Source organism: Halobacterium sp. GSL-19 (assembly GCF_016917855.1).
GTDB lineage: Archaea > Halobacteriota > Halobacteria > Halobacteriales > Halobacteriaceae > Halobacterium > Halobacterium salinarum.
In genome coordinates this window covers 413,327-430,148 of sequence record NZ_CP070377.1, presented here as the reverse complement: position 1 = coordinate 430,148, position 16,822 = coordinate 413,327, and the positions used below count along the sequence as shown (strand labels likewise).

Sequence of the window (16,822 nt, the reverse complement as noted above, 5' to 3'; positions counted from 1 at the left end):
TTACCACCTCATCGTCGTCGCGTTTGTCACATCGATGTCATCGAAGTTACGATACAGCGTCAGGATGATGCCGAGACCGACCGCGACCTCGGCGGCGGCAAGCGCCATCACGAACAGCGTGAACGCCTGCCCCGAGAGGTTCCCGTGGAACCACGAGAACGCCACGAGGTTGATGCCCGCCGCGTTCAGCATCAACTCGACGGACATCAGGAACAGCAACGCACTGCGGCGCGTCAGCACGCCGAAGACGCCGATACAGAAGACGGCAGCGGACAACAGGAGGTAGTACTCCATGGGCACCATCACTGGTCACCTCCCTGGCTGCCGCGGTTTGCGAGGAAGACGGCGCCCGCCAGCGCCGCGACCAACACGACGTCGATGATCTCGAACGCAGCGAGGAACCCCGGCGTCGCCTCCGCCAGCGCCGTGCCGTTGAGGTCCATGAGTACGTAGCCGAGGCTCGCCGTGACGGAAACGTCCGCCGGGAACCCGGCGGTCGCCGACTCGAAGCCCGCACCGACGAACACGACGGCCATGACAGCGAACAGCGCGACTGCGGCCAACCCGGAACCGAAGTTCAGGTCGCCCGCGAACTCCGGGCGCGACGTCACGAGGACGTCACCCCCGGTTGTTTCTTCGTGAGCATCACGGCGAACGTGATGAGGATGAGCACTCCACCGACGTACACGAGGATCTGCATCGCCATGAGGAACGGCGCCTGCAGCATCACGTAGTGGACGCCGATGCTGAGCAACGCGATGCCCAACAACAGCGCGGAGTGCCACACGTCCCGCACGAGAACGACACCGAGGCTGCTCGCTACCGTGAGGGCAGCGAACAACGCGAACGCGAGTGTCTCGTATGGCATTGATTTGGTCACCTGATGGATTGAGAGAGCGCCCTATGTAGGTTTCGAGACGCTCGTCTACTGGTAGTCGACTTCGCCCTCGCCGTCACCGATCCAGGCGCCGCGGTCGGGTTCGCGCGAGGCAACCGGGTCGATATCGTTGTACCACGGTACGTTTTTCAGCTGCTCTTTGTTGAACACGAGATCGTGTTTCGTGTCCCCAGTGAACTCGAAGTTCTCCGTGAGCAGGATGGCGTCCACGGGACAGACTTCCTCACACAGCCGGCAGTAGATGCACTGGCCGACGTGGAGGTTGTACTGTTCGCCGTTGCGCTGGTTGTCCGTCACGATCTGGATGGTGTCGTTCGGACAGACGTTCTCGCATTGCCGACACCAAATGCAGCGTTCCTGGCTGAACTTGTGGACGCCGCGGAAGCGCGCCGACACTTCGGGCGCTTCCTCGGGATACTCGACGGTGAACGTATCACCGCTGAGCGCGTGTTTCATCGTCGTCGCCATCGATTTGAGGAGGCCTATCATAGTCCAGTCACCCCGAGTGCAGTCGCGGTGAGCACGAGGTTCGCGAACGACAACACGAGCAGTCCCTTCCAGCCGATGCCGATGAGCTGGTCGATCCGCACGCGTGGGATCGCGGACCGGCACCACTGCGTGAAGAAGTACACGGCCCAGATCTTGATCGTGAACCAGACGAACCCGGGCAGGAACGGCCCGCCAGGGCCGCCGAGGAACAGCGTTGCGATGATCGCACCGCCCAGGAAGATGTGGATGAACTCGCCGAGGTAGAACAGCACGAAGTACGCCGACGAGTACTCCGTCTGGTAGCCGGCGACGATCTCGGTCGGTGCTTCCGGCGTGTCGAAGGGGTTGCGGCCGACTTCAGCGAGGTTCGCCACGACGAACAGCACGAACGCGAACGGGTTCACGAACGCGAACCACGCCGGGATGCGGACGCCGGCGATGGTCGCAAGCGTGGTGTTCTGTTGGATGGCGACGATCTCGCTGAGCTGCAGGGTCCCCGTGAACAACACGACTGACGCCGCAGTGAGCACGAGCGGGATCTCGTACGCGATGTTTTGCGCGACGGCGCGCAGGCCGCCGAGCAGGCTGTACTTGTTGTTCGACGCGTAACCGCCCATGATCAGCCCCAGGCTCGCGATCGACGCGATGGCGAACACGAACACGAGTCCGACTTCGGGGTCGGCAAGCTGGATGCCGTTGCCCATCGGGATGACGGCGAACGCGAACAGCGCCGACCCCGCGAGCACGATCGGTGCGAGGTCGTAGGCGGGCCGGTCGACGCCCTCCGGGATCACCAGCTCCTTCGAGAGCAGGCGCACGGAGTCGACGACGATCGTTCCGAGCCCCCACGGGCCGACGCGGTTGACCGAGATGCGGTCGGTGAACGCCGCGGTGATCTTCCGCTTGGCCCACGGGCCGGCGAACGCGGTCATCGTGAGCATGATGGTGCCGACGAGCGCGGCGGCGACCAGCATCGAAACCGCGTCCCCGAGGAACCCGCCGACACCGAGGAGGTCCGAGATGATGTCCGGCAGGGGTGTCTGCGTGGCCATCTATCTGTCCACCTCCCCAAGGATCACGTCGAGGCTGCCGAGGGTCGCAACGAGGTCGGGGATGTACTCCCCGGTGGACATCTCCTTGAGCGCGGAGAGGTTCGAGAAACACGGGCTGCGGATCTTGAACCGGCCGGGCTTCTCGGTGCCGTCGGCGCGGATGTAGACGCCGAGCTCGCCTTTGGCGCCCTCGACGGTCCGGTAGGTCTCGGTGCCCGCCTCGGGCTTGAGCGTGCGCGGGACGTTGGCTTGGATGTCGCGTTCGTCCTCGGGCCAGCCCTCCAGCAGGTCGACGCACTGCTCGATGATGCGGGCCGACTGCTCGACTTCCTCCATGCGCACGAGCAGCCGCGAGTAGTTGTCGCCGCCGTCCTCGGTGACGACGTCCCAGTCGAGTTCGGGGTAGTAGCCGTAGGGGTCGTCGCGGCGAACGTCGTAGTCGACGCCGGAGCCGCGAGCCACCGGGCCGGTCACGCCGTAGTCTTTGGCGGTCTCGTAGTCGAGAACACCGGTGTTGACTGTTCGCGCCTGGAAGATCTCGTTGCTGGTGATGAGGTCGCTGTACTCGTCGAGGCGCTCGGGCAGCTCGTCGAGGAAGTCCCGGACGCTCTCGAAGAACTCCGCGCGGGGCTCGGGGATGTCCCAGACCACGCCGCCGAGGCGGAGGTAGTTGAGCATCATCCGCTGGCCCGTGAGGTCTTCGAGGATGTTCTGGACGACTTCGCGGTCCCGCATCGCGTACATGAAGATGGCGGTGAAGTCGCCGTAAATGTCCAGACAGAACGTCCCCAGCGCGAGCATGTGGCACGCGATGCGGCACAGCTCGCCGCCCATGGTGCGCAGGATCTGCGCGTACTCGGGGACGTCGATGTCCGCGAGGTCTTCGGCGGTGCGGGCGTACGCCCACTCGTTCAGGATGCCGCCCGGGCCGTAGTCCCAGCGGTCCGGATACGGCATGATCTGGTGGCGGTACGTCCCCTTCTGTGCCATCTGCTCCTCGCAGCGGTGGAGGTAGCCGATGTCGGGGTTGACGTCCGCGACCTGCTCGCCGTCGAGGACGGTTTCGACGTGGAGCACACCGTGTGTTGCGGGGTGGTGTGGGCCGATGTTGAGGAACATCGTGTCCGAGTCATCGGCGGCCTGCTCGTGGCCCTCCAGTGGGTTCTTGTGCTCGTCGAAGGTGACGATCTGGGGTTTGTTCTGGTTGTAGTCCAACCCCAGGGGGTGGCCCTGCCAGGTGTCCGGCAGCAGGATGCGTTCGAGGTTCGGGTGGTCGTCGTACTCGACGCCCACGAGGTCGTAGGCCTCGCGTTCGTGCCAGTCGGCGGTGCGGAAGACGGGCTCCGCCGTCTCGCTGACGGGGTTGTCCCGGCTGGTGGGCACGATGATCGAGACCTCCTGTGTGGGGTCGTCGTACTTCCGGAGGTGATAGATGCTCTCGAAGCGGTCCTCGTGCTCTTCGGCGGTGACACAGGACAGGTGGTCGAACCCGGCCTCCGTTTTGAGCGTCGACAGCACGTCCTGGACGGCGTCGGCGCGGATGACGAACCCGGGCGCGTTGAGGTGGTCCTCGCGTTCGAGGACGTGGTCCTCGATGAGCGCCTCGAGCGCTGCGGGACTGCCGGATGCCGGCGTCGCCGGAGCGGCGTCGTCGACGTCCGGCGTGTCGTCTTCTTGCTGTGTGCTCATGGTGAATCAGCCCAGTTGTACCGCATGACGAGCGACTCCTCGTCGATGTCGGCGGCGAGCTTGTCGACGATCTCGTCGCGTTCGAGGTCGCCGAACTCTTCGAGTTCGTATGGCTTGACCGTGACCGGCGACGATTCGCCGTTGGCGATGCGTTCCTGGAGTTTCGCGACGCCGTAGACGAGCGCTTCCGGGCGCGGCGGGCACCCGGGGATGTGGATGTCCACGGGGATGACTTCCTCGGCGCCCTTGACGACGTTGTACCCCTCCTGGAACGGGCCGCCGGACGTCGAACAGTTGCCCATGTTCACGACGAACTTCGGCTCGGGCATCTGGTCGTAGACGCGCTTCATGCGCGGCGCGAACTTCGAGACGATAGTGCCGGGCACGATCATCACGTCAGCCTGCCGCGGGGATGCCCGGGGGACCCCCGCGTGGAAGCGGTCGAGGTCGTGTTTGACCGAGTACGTGTGCATCATTTCGATGCTGCAACAGGCGATCCCGAACTGCAGCATGAACATGCTCGATCCCCGGACCCAGTTCATGAACTTGTCGAACTTCGTGAGGATGAACGGCGTGGAGCCGAACGCCTCGCGGAGCCGGGAGTTGAATCGATCGTCGACGCCATCCCCCATGCGGGCGTCACGAGTCGATGTCAACGGGTCACTCGTGTCGGTGATACTGTCTCTTGGTTGGTCACTACTCATGTGTGGTCCTTTGTTCGTGTGCCGGGGTCCGCATCCACTGCACGACGCCCTTGCGCCAGGCCCATGCGAGGCCGACGACGAGAATACCGATGAAGACGAGCATCGGCGCAAGCACGTTCGTTAGGCCGATCCCGTCCATCGCGAGCGCGTCGCGGTAGATGACGGTCCACGGGAAGATGAGCACGGTTTCGATGTCGAAGACGAGGAACAGCAACGCGACCATGTAGTACTGCGTGTTGAACTGGAGTCGCGCGTTCCCGGTCGGCACCTCCGCGCTCTCGTACGTGGCTCGTTTTCCCTGCTCGGATACGCTGGGCCGGATCAGTGACGAGACGCTCAGCATCCCTGCGGGGATGAGAACGGATACGAGCGCCAGCATACCGATGGCGATCCATGGATTCATAGGATTATCTCCGTGACGGCTGGGAGTTTGAACCGCACACTCATAAACGTTGATTTATGGCCTTACGGGCAGAGGAACGCGTTATCCGGAGTTTCAGGCCCCTAGCCGCAGTCGGGGTGGCGCGGTTAGTTCTGGGGGCTGCGAAGGCTGTCGGTTCCCTGGCTGTGGAGGCGCGCCGAGACATCGGCGACCCCCTCCTGGCGGGCGGCCTGGAGGTCGCGCAGTCGGTCGGCGAGCGTGGGGTCGTCGGTGGCGAGGAACTGGGCGGCAGCGAGGCCGGCGTTGTAGGATTTCCCGGCGTCGACGGCCGTGATCGGCGCGCCGGTCGGCATGCCGATCACTGATGGGACGGATTTCTCCTGGACGGGCACCCCAACGACCGGAATGGGGTAGGCGAGCGACGCGGTCATGTTCGGGAGGTCGGCTGATTTCCCGCCCGCGCCGGCGATGATGACGTCCAGTCCCCGGGCGGCGGCCGTGCGCGCGTACGCGTCCATGAGTGTCGGCGTCCGGTGGGCGGAGACGACCCAGGATTCGAACGTGTATCCGGTCGGCGGGTCGTCGTAGTCGGTGAGCTCGGTGAACCCGAGGTCGGTGAGCGCGTCGTGTGCGCCCGCCATCACGTCCAGGTCGCTGTCGCTGCCCATGATGACGCCGACGTCGGGCGTTTCGTCGGGCGGATGGTCGGCTGCTGCTTCGGTCTCGAACAGGTCGATGAGATCTGAGACGGTTGTCATGAGTGGTGGGTGTCGGTGAACGAGACGGCATCGCGGGCGGCGCGCGCTCTCGCCAGGCGGTCGTCGCCGCCGCTGACGGTGACGTGGGCCATCTTCCGGTGCGGGCGGAGCTGTCGTTTCCCGTACCAGTGCAGCGCCACGCCGGCGTCGCGGAACGCGGCCGGGACGCCGGCGATCGTCGCCGGATGTGGATCGACATCCGGGTCGCCGATGAGGTTCGCCATGACGGTCGGTTCGCGGAGCGTCGTGTCCCCCAGCGGGAGCCCGAGGACGGCGCGGATGCACTGTTCGAACTGGGAGGTCCGACACCCCTCGATGGTGTAGTGGCCGGAGTTGTGGGGGCGGGGTGCGATCTCGTTGACGAGCACGCGCCCGTCGACGGCGAAGAGTTCGACGCCGAAGACGCCGCGGCCGTCGAGGGCGTCGAGCACGTCCGCGGCGACACCGGTGGCGTCCTCGCGGACGGCTGGGCTGGTGCGCGCCGGGACGACCGATTCCCGGAGGATCTCCGCCTCGTGGAGGTTTTCGGCGACCGGGAACGTGGCCGTCTCGGCGTCGCCGCGGGCGGCGATGACCGAGAGTTCGCGCTCGAAGTCGACGAGTTCCTCGGCGACGAACCCGCCGAGGTCGCCGTCGAACTCCGCGCGGGCGTCGGCGACGGAGTCCACGGGGGCGTTCCCGCTGCCGTCGTACCCGCCGGTGCGGCGTTTCAACATCAGCGGCGCGCCGAGCTCCTCGAAGGCCGCGCGCAGGTCGGCCGCGTCGTCGACCGCGCGGAACGCCGGCACGGGGATGTCGGCGTCGGCGAGCGCGCGGTTCTGCACGAGTTTGTCCTGGATCGTGCGCAGGGTCTCGGGTGAGGGGTGGACCGCCACCTCGTGTGCCCCGGCGGCGTCGGCCAGCACGTCGGGGTCCGCGAGTTCGATCTCGTAGGTGAGCACGTCCGCGCGCGCGGCGAGTTCCCGGACGCCATCGGGGTCGTCGAAGTCGGCGCGGATGTGGTCGGCTGCGGGCTGTGAGGCGGGGCAGTCCGGCGTCGGGTCGAGGACGATCACGTCGACGCCGAGCGGGCTGGCGGCGTCGGCCAGCATCCGGCCGAGTTGGCCGCCACCCACGACGCCGATCGTGGAACCGGGCACGCGTGTCATCACCGACACCTCCCACCTACACCTGCATAAGAATTGCCCAGTTGGACCGAGAAGTATACACGAACCTGGTTACTTGTTGGGCGTTGGCGGTTCGTATCCGGGCGCTGTCGTGTCCACGAACACCACGATGATCGGCCCATCGGCGTCGAGTTCGTAGGTGACGCTGTCGTAGCCGCGGTCACCGAGCGTGGGTGCGAGTTCGTCGTAGTGGGTGGCGGGCGCGATCACCACGGGCGCGTCACAGAGCGAGGCGGTGCCGGCGGCCGCGTCACACGACACGACCGCGTCGGGGCGGGGCGTCGACGTGACGGTGGCGTTGGCGCGCTCGAGATACCACGGCAGCGGGAGGCGGTCGAACCACGACGTGCCCGCAACGCGTGCGGGGTCTCCGCGGTCGAACGGCGACGAGACGGCGAACTGGTCGCCGACGTACACGACACCGGCACCGCGCTCGGCCGCCGGGTCACCGCGGGTCGACGGCCCCAGCACCGACGCCGCCGATTCCAGGCCCGGATGCATGTCGCTGGTCGGTTGGCCGGGCTGCACCAGCGGGTTGTCGCCGGCCTGTGGCGTCACGTAGCTGGTTTCGGCCGCCACCACGCCGACCTGTGCGACGGCGGCCAGCAACACCAGGCCCGCGAGCGCGGCGCTCACCGTGTCCCGGGACGCAACCGCGCTGTGTCCCGTGCGGACGACGGCGGCGATGCCGACGGCCGCCGGGATCGCGAGCGGCACCACCGCGTGGGTCACCGACCACGCGCCCGCCACGGTCGTGATCGCGGGGTACACGATGACCGAGGCGAGCCCCCAGTAGCCCGCGAACAGCACGAGCGGCCGGGGAGTGTCGGCGGCGTACCGCTCCGCGAGGAACCCGAGCACGCCACCCCCCGCGACCACGACGGCGGTCGTGGCCAGCGTGCGCACGGCGGCCACCAGGTACGCGATGTAGCTGTGGTCGCGGTCGACCCCGTCGACGACCCACGTCTGCCAGAGGGCATGGGCGGCGTCGGCGGACCCGGCGGCGACGGCGGACGGAAGCCGGGTGGGAGTAGCGCCGAGTCCGCCCGCGACCGGCCGAGGAGTGTAGAACGCGACGAACACGGCACCCGCAACCACCGCGGACGCCGCGAGCGTGCGCCGCCACGCCCAGAATCCGCGGGCGGCCCGTGTGACACCGGCCTGCAGCGACTGCGTCCAGGACAGCCCCCGGGGATTGGCGGTGAGCAGCCGGCGATCCGCGACGAGCGCGCCCGCCCCCGCGAACATGGCGGCGTAGACGAGCGCGTTCTCCTTAGCCGTGAGCGCGAGCGCGAGCCACCCCGCGGTGACCGGGAGCAGCCAGCGGCGTCCGGTGTCGTGGGCGCGGACCGCGAACCCGACCGCGGCGAGGCTGAACGCCGCCACGAGCACGTCGCTGCGCATGAACCGCGAGTAGTACACCAACGTGGGGGTGAACGCGAGCAGGCCGGCGAGCGCGATGACCTCGGTGTCGTCGAGTCGCCCCCGGAACAGCCACGCGACGCCGGGCAGGAGCCCGCCGACGACCGCCACCGGGGCGCGCGCGACCGCGTCTGACGCCCCGAACAGACCGAACAGCGCGTCGTTGACGTGGAACAGGAACGGCCCGTGAACGATCGGCCGATACGACCACGCGCCGGTCGCGTGGTAGTCGAGGATCCAGTACCCGACGCGCGCCTCGTCGGCGTGGAACGGCCGCGCGCCCAGCCCGGCGAGGCGCGCGGCGAGCGCACCCGCAACCACGGCGGCGACCGCGCCGGCAACCACGACACGGCGGTCGCGTCCCGTCGAGTCCATGTTGTCCGTGGGACGGATCGGCGCGCATACAAGTGTTGCGTGTTGCTGGAGGGCGGGAGCGGTAGGCATTAGTCCACGCCCGAAGATAGGACTGGTATGACACGGCTCGGGCTGGTGGTTGCGGAGTTCAACCGCAGCGTCACCGAACGGATGGAGGCGGCGGCGCGGGAGGCGGCCGCCGACGCCGACGCGGCGATCACGGACACGGTACACGTGCCGGGGGCGTACGATTCGCCGCTGGCGGCCGACCGGCTCGCGCGCCGCGACGACATCGACGCCGTGGCGGTCGTCGGCGCGATCGTCACCGGCGACACGGACCACGATCACGTGATCGCCAGCGCGACCGCCGACACGCTCACCGACGTGAGCCTCGAACGCGACACGCCCGTGACGTTCGGCGTGTCCGGCCCCGGCATGTCCGGCGCGGAAGCCCGAGAGCGTGTGGAGAAAGGCGCGGCGGCGGTCGAAAGCGCGGTCAGTCTGACCCAGGAACTATGAACTTCAGCACCAGAGTCACGAGCGTTGAACCGAGCGCAACCCTCGCGGTGAGCACTCTCGCGAGCGAACTGGAAGCCGACGGCGTCGACGTGGTCGATCTGTCCGTGGGCGAACCCGACTTCGACACGCCGGAGAACATCGTGGACGCCGGGAAGGCGGCGATGGACGCCGGCCACACCGGCTACGCGCCGTCCAACGGCGTGCCCGAACTCCGGGACGCGATCGCGGAGAAGCTGCAGGGCGACGGCCTCGACTACGAGGCGGGCAACGTCATCGTGACCCCGGGCGCGAAGCAGGCGCTCTACGAGACGTTTCAGGCGGTCGTCGACGAGGGCGACGAGGTCGCGTTGCTGGACCCGGCGTGGGTGTCCTACGAGGCGATGGCGAAGCTCGCGGGCGGCGAGCTGAACCGCGTCGACCTCGCGCCCCACGACTTCCGGTTGGAGCCGGCACTCGACGACCTCGCGGACGCGGTCTCCGACGACACCGAGTTGCTGGTGGTGAACTCCCCGAGCAACCCGACGGGTGCGGTGTACTCGCGGGCGGCCATGGAGGGCGTTCGGGATCTCGCCGTCGACCACGACATCACGGTGATCTCCGACGAGATCTACCAGCGCGTCAACTACGGCCCGGCGCACGTGAGCCTCGCGGGCCTCGATGGAATGTTCGAGCGCACGGTCACGATCAACGGGTTCTCGAAGGCGTACTCGATGACCGGGTGGCGACTCGGCTACCTCGCCGGCCCCGAGGCGCTCGTCGATCAGGCCGGGAAGGTGCAGTCACACTCCGTCTCGTCGGCCGCGAACTTCATCCAGCGCGCCGGCGTCGAAGCCATCCGGCACACCGACGACGCCATCGACGAGATGGTCGCCGCCTTCGAATCGCGGCGGGACCTGCTCGTGGACCTGTTCGCCGAGCACGGCACGGACGTTTCGACGCCCGACGGCGCGTTCTACCTGATGCTCCCGGTCGCCGACGACGACCAGGCGTGGTGCCAAGACGCGCTCAAAGACGCCCACGTCGCAACCGTGCCCGGATCGGCGTTCGGCGCGCCCGGCTACGCGCGACTCTCCTACGCGGCGAGCACCGACCGCCTCGAAGCGGCAGTCGATCGGCTCGCGGCCGAAGGCTACCTGTAGCGGCCGCCGCTGTGCGCCCGGGTGTCGGCGTCGCTCCGGTCGCCGGCCCAGTTATGCGACACCCGGAAGCGCGCCGGACACGGACAGGGACGCCGCGGACGAAGCGGGTAGTTACGGCCGTTCTCAGGGCCAGCTGCCGCTGCCCTTGTAGGCGTCGACGACGCGCTGGACGGCGACCACGTAGGCGGCGGTGCGGAGGTTCGGCGTGCCGGCGTCCTCGTGGGCGTCGGTCATCGCGTCGAAGGCGTCCGTGATGATGGCCTCAAGCTCCTCGTTGACGCGGTCCTCGGTCCACTGGAAGCGCTGGCGGTTCTGCACCCACTCGAAGTACGAGACGGTGACGCCGCCCGCGTTCGCGAGGATGTCCGGGACGACGGTGACGCCGCGCTCGGTGAGCACGTCGTCGGCGTCGGGGGTGAGCGGGCCGTTGGCCGCCTCGACGACGACGTCGGCGTCGACATCGTGGGCGAGGTCCTCGTCGATGGCGTTTTCTAGCGCCGCGGGCACGAGGAGATCGACGTCCATCGTGAGCAGGGCCTCGTTCGAGAGCTCCTCGGTGGCGCCCTCGTAGCCGGAGACGCTGCCGGTCTCCGTTTTGAATGCTTTGACCGCGCGCGTGTCCAGCCCGTCGGGGTTGTGGACCGCGCCCGAGGAGTCCGAGACGGCGACCACGTCGGCGCCCTGGTCGGCGATGAGCTTCGCGGCGACGCTGCCGGCGTTGCCGTAGCCTTGGACGGCGACGGTGGCGTCACTGAGGTCCCGGTCGAGGTAGTCGAACACCTCGCGGGCGGCGAACATCGTGGAGCGCCCGGTGGCGTTCACTCGGCCCTCGCTGCCGCCGTTCTCAAGCGCCTTCCCCGTGATGACACCGGGCGCGGTGGTGTCTTCGAGGGTTTCGTAGGTGTCTTTGATCCAGTTCATCTCGCGCTGGCCCGTGTTCACGTCGGGTGCGGGCACGTCTTTGTCCTCGCCGATGAACGGGCGGAGTTCCGTGGCGAACGCGCGTGTGATGCGTTCGAGCTCGCTGTCGGAGTACTCCTCTGGGTCGAGGATGATCCCGCCCTTCCCGCCGCCGTACGGGATGTCTGCGACGGCGGTCTTGTACACCATCCATCCCGAGAGCGCTTTCACCTCGTCGCGGGTGACGCCCGGGTGGTAGCGAATGCCGCCCTTGTAGGGGCCGCGGTCCCCGTTGAACTGCGAACGGAAGGCTTTGAACGTCTCAATCGTCCCGTCGTCCATCTCCACGGAGAGCGTCGTTTCGAGGACGCGCTCCGGGTGTTTCAGGCGTTCGAGAACGTCCGCGTTGACATCGAGGAACTCGCCGGCGTCGTCGAGCTGTTCCTGCAGGCTCTCGAATGGGTTGGCTTCCGGCATATCTAAGCCACTTTCAAACTCAACGAATAAGCATGACGGATCATCCCCGCCGGAAGCGTCAGCGCCCAATCAGTTGTCCGCGGCCCGCGCCCGTCGCATGATTCGTTCGGCCTGCGCGATGAGCGGCGCGTCGATCATCTCGCCGTCCACGCGGAACACCCCCGCGTCGGAGTCGGCTGCGGCGTCGAGCACGCGGGTCGCCCACGCGGTGTCGGCCTCGGTGGGCGTGTACGCGTCGTTGATCGGGTCGACCTGCGCCGGGTGAATCGCCAGCTTCCCGTCGAACCCCAGGTCGGCCGCGAACCGCGCGTCGGCGGCGACGGCACTGGGGTCCTCGATGGCAGTGTGAACGGTGTCGATGGCGTCCACGTCCGCCGCGCTCGCCGCGAGCACGACGCGCTCGCGGGCGTACAACACCTCCGTCCCCTCGTCCGTCCGGGTGGCCCCGATGTCCGCGGAGAGGTCTTCGGCACCGAACACCAGCGCGTCCGTGGGGCCTGCGGCTGCGATCTCGTGGGCGTTCAGCACGCCCGCCGCCGACTCCACGAGCGCGAGCACCGGCGATGTGGCGTCGTGCTCGGCGAGCAGGCTGTCGACGGTCGCCACGTCGTCGGCGTCGGTCACCTTCGGGACCACCACCGAATCGAAGCCGCCCCCCGAGAGGACCGCGTCCACGTCGTCGCCCGCGCCCGATCCGACGGGGTTGACGCGCACACAGACCTCACAGTCGGGGTCGAAGTCGGCGGCCGTGAGCAGGTCGCTGACCGCGCGCCGCGCGTCGCCTTTGCGGGCTGGCGCGACGGCGTCTTCGAGGTCGAAAACCACCACATCGGCCCCCGTGGTCGGTGCCTTCCGCATCAGGCTGGGCTGGTCGCCCGGCGAGAACAGCACGCTGCGTCGGGTCATGTGCACGACGACGGCGGCCCCCATCTTGTACGTTTCCGGAGCGACTTTGGCGGGTGGCGTCCACCTCCCGGGCATGACAGGCCGCTACTACGAGGGCTTCGAGGTCGGGGAGACAATCGAGCACGCCACCCGGCGCACGGTCTCGGAGGCGGACAACCAGGAGTTCTGTGACATGACGATGAACCAGCAGCCGCTGCATCTGGACGCCGCGTTCGCGTCCGAGACGCAGTTCGGCGAGCGCATCGTCAACGGCCTCTACACGATGAGCCTTGCCGTCGGCATCACCATCCCCGAAACGACCGACGGCACCATCGTCGCGAACCTCTCCTACGACGACGTGGAGCACCCGGCGCCGGTGTTCCACGGCGACACCATCCGAGTGCAGTCGACGGTCACCGACAAGCGCGAGACCAGCGACGGCGAGCGCGGCGTCGTCACGATGCGCGTCGAGGTGTTCGCCGTCAACCGCGAGGACGAACCGCTGGTCTGCGAGTTCGAGCGCACCGTCCTCTCGCTGAAGCGCGCACACGACGCGACCGGGGACTGAACCCGTGACTGCACGCGACCGCGTCGACGCGCTCGGCGGCCGCGCGAGCAGCCTCGCCGAGCGCGCACCCGCACCGGCGACGCTCGCCCGCGTGGGACTGGGCCTCATGCTCGTCGCGGCGGGCGCGCACAAACTCATCGACCCCGCGGGCTGGACCGTCTACGTCACGGACTGGCTGGCCCCCCTGCTCGTCGTCTCCCCGACGGCGTTCATGCTGGCGAACGGCTACCTCGAACTCGGGTTCGCCGCGCTCCTCCTCGCGGACCGCTGTACGGCGTTCGCGGCGCTCGTCGCGGCCGGCTCGCTCGCCGTGACGACCGTGTACCTCGTTGTCGTCTGGGTCGACACGGGGCTGTTCGGGGACGTGGTCGCCCGTGACGTGGGGCTGACCGGGCTTGCGCTGGCGGTGCTCGTGGGCGCACTTCGAGGCGAGTAGGCGGCCGGACAGTGCCGACTACAGGATGGTGCCGTGTTTCTTCGACGGGCGGTCTTTGTCCACGTCCTCGTAGAAGCTGAACCGGTTCGAGAGTTCAGTCCGGAGTTCGGAGGGCGGCACGATCTCGTCGATGACCGTCTCGGAGGCCATCCGGTGGGCGTCGATGTCCTCGCGGTACGCCTCGCGGAGCTCCTGCTCGCGCTGTTTGCGCTCCTCGGGGTCGTCGATGGCGTCGAGCTTGTTCGCGTAGACGGCGTTGATCGCGGCTTCGGGCCCCATGATCCCGATCTCGCCGGATGGGAGTGCGATGGTGGACTCGGGGTCGTAGGCGGGCCCGGACATCGCGTAGATGCCGGCGCCGTAGGCCTTCCGCACCACGACGGACTGCTTCGGGACGGTGGCCTCGCTGGTGGCGTAGATCATCTTCTTGCCCTTCTCCAGGATGGCGTCTTTCTCGACGGACGACCCCGGCATGAAGCCGGGCGTGTCACAGAGGTACAGCAACGGGATGTTGTAGGCGTCGGACTTCCAGACGAACTCCGCGGCCTTCTCGGCGGCGTCCGGGAAGATCGCGCCGGCGCGCTGGGCGGGCTGGTTCGCGACGATGCCGACCGTGCGGCCGTCGATGCGCGCGTACCCCGTCAGGATCTCGGCACCGTACTCGGGCCGCAACTCGAAAAAGGAGTCCTGATCGACCACGCGGTCGATGAGGTCGTGCATGTCGTAGGCGCGGTTCGGTGCCTCCGGGATCAGGCCGTCGATGCCCTTGGGCGGCTTCGCTGGCGGCTTCGCCGGCTGACTGGGCGGTTTCTCGTCGCTGTTGTCGGGGAGGTACTGCACGAGGTCCGCGACCAGCTCGCGGGCGTGGTCCTCGTCGCGGGCGACCAGGTCGGCGCTGCCGGACTGCTCGGCGTGCACCTGCGGGCCGCCGAGGTCCTGCATCTCGATCTGCTCGCCGGTCACCATCTCCACCATCCGGGGGCTGGCGATGGCCATCGCGGACATCCCCTCGACCATGATCGTGAAGTCCGCGAACACCGGCGTGTACGCTGCCCCGGCGATACAGGGGCCGTACAGCACGCAGATCTGGGGGACGCGGCCGGAGAGCCGGGAGTGATTGAAGTAGTATTTGCCGATGCCTTCGCGGTTCGCGAAGAACCCCGACTGCTGGTCGATGCGCCCTCCCGAGGAGTCCATCAGGTACAGCACGGGTTTGCCGGTCTTGAGCGCGCGCTGCTGCATGCGGAGGAACTTCTCGACGCCGCGCTCGGCCATCGACCCCGCTTTCACGGTGAAGTCGTTGGCCATGAAGTGGAGGTCCCGGCCGTCGAAATCCGCCGCGCCCGTGATGAGCCCGTCGGCCGGGACCCGAGTGCCGTCGTCTGCCTCGTCGACATCGGGGCTGTTGGGATGCCAGCCGTCGAAATGCGCGAACCTGCCGTCCTCGAAGAGGAGATCGTCGTCGCCGTCGTCGTCGTCGCCGAACCAGAGGGCGAGGCGGTCGCGGACGAACAGTTTGTCCTGCTCGGGCAGGCGCTGTTTGTACTTCTCGGGGCCGCCGTCGAGGATGTCCGCGATCTCCTCGCGGAGCACCTCCTCGCGTTCAGTCGGCCCGAGGTCGTCGGCGTCGGCGCTGTCGTCGGCAGGGGAGGCGGGTTCGTGGACTGCTGCCGGCTCGTCGGCGTCGCCCAGATACACCGCAACGTCGTCGCTGACGTGTGCCGCGAGTGCGGCCGCGACCGCGCTGGCCTCCGCGTCCGTCGCACCGACGCCGATTCGTACTTTCATGATCATCGGTGACAGGAGGCTCCCCCATACCGTTTTCTCTTCTGACCATTGGCCGCCTGGGTTTTTGACGGGCGAGCGCCAACACAGCGTATGGATTCGCTGGCAATCGTCGGCGCTGGTCCCGCGGGCGCGGCGGCCGCGTACGGGCTCCGGGAGGCTGACCGCGAGATCACCGTCTTCGAGAAGTCCCGGGGCGTCTGCGGGCGGGCCGCGACCCGGCGCAAGGACGGCTGTCGCTACGACCACGGTGCGAACTACGTGAAACCCGGTGACGGCCCGGTCGCGGAGCTCGTTCGCGCGCTCGGTGACGACGGACTCGTGGACGTGACCGCGCCGGTGTGGACGTTCACTGGGGACGGCGAGCTCTCGCCGGGGCGGGGCGACGACGACCCGAAGTGGACGTGGGAGGCGGGCATCACACAGCTCGCAAAGCGGCTGTTCGCGGCGACCGACGCCACCGTCCAAACGGAGACACGCGTCGAGACGCTCGCACGCACCGACGACGGCGACTGGACCGTAACGATCGACGGCGGAACTCGACACACTGGCTTCGACGACGTGTTGCTGACGCCGCCCGCCCCGCAGACAGCCACGCTGCTGTCGAACACCGACTGGGCGGACGACCGCCGGGACGCGCTCCGGGCGGCGGCCGCGGACGTGTCCTATCGGCCCATCGTCACCGCCGTGCTTCATTACCCCTTCGAGCTGGACCGGGAGTGGTACGGACTGGTGAACACCGACGACGGCCACGACATCGGGTGGCTCTCACGGGAGGCCTGCAAGGCCGGCCACGTTCCGGACGGCGAGGAGATCCTGATCGTGCAGATGGCTCCCGACTGGTCGCGGGAGCACTACGACCACCCCGCCAGCAAGCAGGCCGCGGTGGCGGCGCGGGCCGCCGGCGTCTTGCTCGGCGACGACCCGCTGGCCGACCCCGACTGGACGGACACCCAGAGGTGGCGGTACGCGCTCCCCAACGACGCCGTTGCGGGCGCGCCTGTGGACGCCGTGCGGGAGGCGGGGCTGCACGTCGCGGGTGACTGGGTGGCCGGCGACGGCCGGGTCCACGCCGCCGTCGAAGCCGGGCTCGCCGCTGCCGACCACATCACACGGGGGTAGCCGCGGTCAGAGTGCCGGCCCGCGTGGCCGGTGGCTGCCGCTCGCTGAGACGGGGGTATATGATTGTGACGGAGCGG

At 68.2% G+C, this 16,822-nt stretch carries 19 protein-coding genes; 5 read left to right on the top strand and 14 right to left on the bottom strand.

Going from position 1 to position 16,822, the window contains the following annotated elements:
* From nuoK to JT689_RS03910, 11 genes are all read right to left on the bottom strand, one after another.
* Positions 1–303: an NADH-quinone oxidoreductase subunit NuoK gene (gene nuoK / locus JT689_RS03960; RefSeq protein ID WP_010902440.1), complete on the bottom strand. Its 303-nt coding sequence runs from the start codon at positions 301–303 to the stop codon at positions 1–3.
* Positions 303–611: an NADH-quinone oxidoreductase subunit J gene (locus JT689_RS03955; protein WP_205251585.1), complete on the bottom strand. Its 309-nt coding sequence runs from the start codon at positions 609–611 to the stop codon at positions 303–305. The genes nuoK and JT689_RS03955 overlap by 1 nt, the downstream gene beginning before the upstream one ends.
* On the bottom strand, positions 608–868 hold the full coding sequence (locus tag JT689_RS03950; protein ID WP_010902438.1) for an NADH-quinone oxidoreductase subunit J: 261 nt from the start codon (positions 866–868) through the stop codon (positions 608–610). The genes JT689_RS03955 and JT689_RS03950 overlap by 4 nt, the downstream gene beginning before the upstream one ends.
* A 57-nt stretch (positions 869–925) precedes the next feature.
* Positions 926–1,387 carry an NADH-quinone oxidoreductase subunit I gene (locus JT689_RS03945; protein WP_010902437.1) on the bottom strand — a complete coding sequence of 154 codons (462 nt, stop codon included), beginning with the start codon at positions 1,385–1,387 and terminating at the stop codon, positions 926–928.
* Positions 1,384–2,439 carry an NADH-quinone oxidoreductase subunit H gene (locus JT689_RS03940; RefSeq protein WP_012289200.1) on the bottom strand — a complete coding sequence of 352 codons (1,056 nt, stop codon included), beginning with the start codon at positions 2,437–2,439 and terminating at the stop codon, positions 1,384–1,386. The genes JT689_RS03945 and JT689_RS03940 overlap by 4 nt, the downstream gene beginning before the upstream one ends.
* A complete protein-coding gene (locus JT689_RS03935; protein WP_010902435.1) occupies positions 2,440–4,128 on the bottom strand; it encodes an NADH-quinone oxidoreductase subunit D in 1,689 nt (562 codons plus the stop codon).
* Positions 4,125–4,832 (bottom strand): NADH-quinone oxidoreductase subunit B, encoded by a 708-nt coding sequence (locus JT689_RS03930; RefSeq protein ID WP_010902434.1) that lies wholly within the window; start codon positions 4,830–4,832, stop codon positions 4,125–4,127. The genes JT689_RS03935 and JT689_RS03930 overlap by 4 nt, the downstream gene beginning before the upstream one ends.
* Positions 4,825–5,235, bottom strand: coding sequence for an NADH-quinone oxidoreductase subunit A (locus JT689_RS03925; RefSeq protein ID WP_010902433.1), 411 nt, complete (start codon positions 5,233–5,235; stop codon positions 4,825–4,827). Before JT689_RS03925 ends, JT689_RS03930 begins: the two co-directional genes overlap by 8 nt.
* A 125-nt stretch (positions 5,236–5,360) precedes the next feature.
* Positions 5,361–5,972, bottom strand: a complete 612-nt coding sequence (gene purE / locus JT689_RS03920; protein WP_010902432.1) for a 5-(carboxyamino)imidazole ribonucleotide mutase — start codon at positions 5,970–5,972, stop codon at positions 5,361–5,363.
* Positions 5,969–7,123, bottom strand: a complete 1,155-nt coding sequence (locus JT689_RS03915) for a 5-(carboxyamino)imidazole ribonucleotide synthase (RefSeq protein ID WP_345944594.1) — start codon at positions 7,121–7,123, stop codon at positions 5,969–5,971. The genes purE and JT689_RS03915 overlap by 4 nt, the downstream gene beginning before the upstream one ends.
* Positions 7,124–7,189: 66 nt before the next feature.
* Positions 7,190–8,935 (bottom strand): flippase activity-associated protein Agl23, encoded by a 1,746-nt coding sequence (locus JT689_RS03910; RefSeq protein WP_229373398.1) that lies wholly within the window; start codon positions 8,933–8,935, stop codon positions 7,190–7,192.
* A 96-nt stretch (positions 8,936–9,031) separates the two neighbouring features.
* Here JT689_RS03910 and ribH point away from each other — a divergent pair, with 96 nt between their 5' ends.
* On the top strand, positions 9,032–9,433 hold the full coding sequence (gene ribH / locus JT689_RS03905) for a 6,7-dimethyl-8-ribityllumazine synthase (RefSeq protein ID WP_010902429.1): 402 nt from the start codon (positions 9,032–9,034) through the stop codon (positions 9,431–9,433).
* Positions 9,430–10,572, top strand: coding sequence for a pyridoxal phosphate-dependent aminotransferase (locus JT689_RS03900; RefSeq protein ID WP_205251582.1), 1,143 nt, complete (start codon positions 9,430–9,432; stop codon positions 10,570–10,572). Before ribH ends, JT689_RS03900 begins: the two co-directional genes overlap by 4 nt.
* Positions 10,573–10,695: 123 nt before the next feature.
* Here JT689_RS03900 and gdhA1 read toward each other — a convergent pair whose 3' ends face one another.
* Positions 10,696–11,949 (bottom strand): NADP-specific glutamate dehydrogenase GdhA1, encoded by a 1,254-nt coding sequence (gdhA1, locus tag JT689_RS03895; protein ID WP_205251581.1) that lies wholly within the window; start codon positions 11,947–11,949, stop codon positions 10,696–10,698.
* Positions 11,950–12,018: 69 nt separating this feature from the next.
* Positions 12,019–12,855 (bottom strand): CoA ester lyase, encoded by an 837-nt coding sequence (locus JT689_RS03890; RefSeq protein WP_205251580.1) that lies wholly within the window; start codon positions 12,853–12,855, stop codon positions 12,019–12,021.
* 73 nt (positions 12,856–12,928) lie between these two features.
* On the opposite strand from JT689_RS03890, the gene JT689_RS03885 reads away from it, so the two are divergent.
* Both JT689_RS03885 and JT689_RS03880 read left to right on the top strand, forming a co-directional pair.
* Positions 12,929–13,402 carry a MaoC family dehydratase gene (locus JT689_RS03885; RefSeq protein WP_010902425.1) on the top strand — a complete coding sequence of 158 codons (474 nt, stop codon included), beginning with the start codon at positions 12,929–12,931 and terminating at the stop codon, positions 13,400–13,402.
* 4 nt (positions 13,403–13,406) lie between these two features.
* The gene (locus tag JT689_RS03880; protein ID WP_205251579.1) at positions 13,407–13,838 is read left to right on the top strand and encodes a DoxX family protein; all 432 of its coding nucleotides are present in this window, start codon (positions 13,407–13,409) and stop codon (positions 13,836–13,838) included.
* Positions 13,839–13,856: 18 nt separating this feature from the next.
* Here the strand turns inward: JT689_RS03880 and JT689_RS03875 are convergent, their stop codons facing one another.
* A complete protein-coding gene (locus JT689_RS03875) occupies positions 13,857–15,626 on the bottom strand; it encodes an acyl-CoA carboxylase subunit beta (protein WP_205251578.1) in 1,770 nt (589 codons plus the stop codon).
* Positions 15,627–15,716: 90 nt separating this feature from the next.
* On the opposite strand from JT689_RS03875, the gene JT689_RS03870 reads away from it, so the two are divergent.
* The gene (locus tag JT689_RS03870; RefSeq protein ID WP_205251577.1) at positions 15,717–16,745 is read left to right on the top strand and encodes an FAD-dependent oxidoreductase; all 1,029 of its coding nucleotides are present in this window, start codon (positions 15,717–15,719) and stop codon (positions 16,743–16,745) included.
* The last annotated feature ends 77 nt before the right edge of the window (positions 16,746–16,822 follow it).

What these genes read in the sequence shown, in the direction of transcription:
- nuoK (WP_010902440.1), bottom strand. Translation starts at nt 303, where the DNA reads ATGGTGCCCATGGAGTACTACCTCCTGTTGTCCGCTGCCGTCTTCTGT.
- JT689_RS03950 (WP_010902438.1), bottom strand. Translation starts at nt 868, where the DNA reads ATGCCATACGAGACACTCGCGTTCGCGTTGTTCGCTGCCCTCACGGTA.
- JT689_RS03945 (WP_010902437.1), bottom strand. Translation starts at nt 1,387, where the DNA reads ATGATAGGCCTCCTCAAATCGATGGCGACGACGATGAAACACGCGCTC.
- JT689_RS03940 (WP_012289200.1), bottom strand. Translation starts at nt 2,439, where the DNA reads ATGGCCACGCAGACACCCCTGCCGGACATCATCTCGGACCTCCTCGGT.
- JT689_RS03935 (WP_010902435.1), bottom strand. Translation starts at nt 4,128, where the DNA reads ATGAGCACACAGCAAGAAGACGACACGCCGGACGTCGACGACGCCGCT.
- JT689_RS03930 (WP_010902434.1), bottom strand. Translation starts at nt 4,832, where the DNA reads ATGAGTAGTGACCAACCAAGAGACAGTATCACCGACACGAGTGACCCG.
- JT689_RS03925 (WP_010902433.1), bottom strand. Translation starts at nt 5,235, where the DNA reads ATGAATCCATGGATCGCCATCGGTATGCTGGCGCTCGTATCCGTTCTC.
- purE (WP_010902432.1), bottom strand. Translation starts at nt 5,972, where the DNA reads ATGACAACCGTCTCAGATCTCATCGACCTGTTCGAGACCGAAGCAGCA.
- JT689_RS03910 (WP_229373398.1), bottom strand. Translation starts at nt 8,935, where the DNA reads ATGGACTCGACGGGACGCGACCGCCGTGTCGTGGTTGCCGGCGCGGTC.
- ribH (WP_010902429.1), top strand. Translation starts at nt 9,032, where the DNA reads ATGACACGGCTCGGGCTGGTGGTTGCGGAGTTCAACCGCAGCGTCACC.
- JT689_RS03900 (WP_205251582.1), top strand. Translation starts at nt 9,430, where the DNA reads ATGAACTTCAGCACCAGAGTCACGAGCGTTGAACCGAGCGCAACCCTC.
- gdhA1 (WP_205251581.1), bottom strand. Translation starts at nt 11,949, where the DNA reads ATGCCGGAAGCCAACCCATTCGAGAGCCTGCAGGAACAGCTCGACGAC.
- JT689_RS03890 (WP_205251580.1), bottom strand. Translation starts at nt 12,855, where the DNA reads ATGACCCGACGCAGCGTGCTGTTCTCGCCGGGCGACCAGCCCAGCCTG.
- JT689_RS03885 (WP_010902425.1), top strand. Translation starts at nt 12,929, where the DNA reads ATGACAGGCCGCTACTACGAGGGCTTCGAGGTCGGGGAGACAATCGAG.
- JT689_RS03875 (WP_205251578.1), bottom strand. Translation starts at nt 15,626, where the DNA reads ATGAAAGTACGAATCGGCGTCGGTGCGACGGACGCGGAGGCCAGCGCG.
- JT689_RS03870 (WP_205251577.1), top strand. Translation starts at nt 15,717, where the DNA reads ATGGATTCGCTGGCAATCGTCGGCGCTGGTCCCGCGGGCGCGGCGGCC.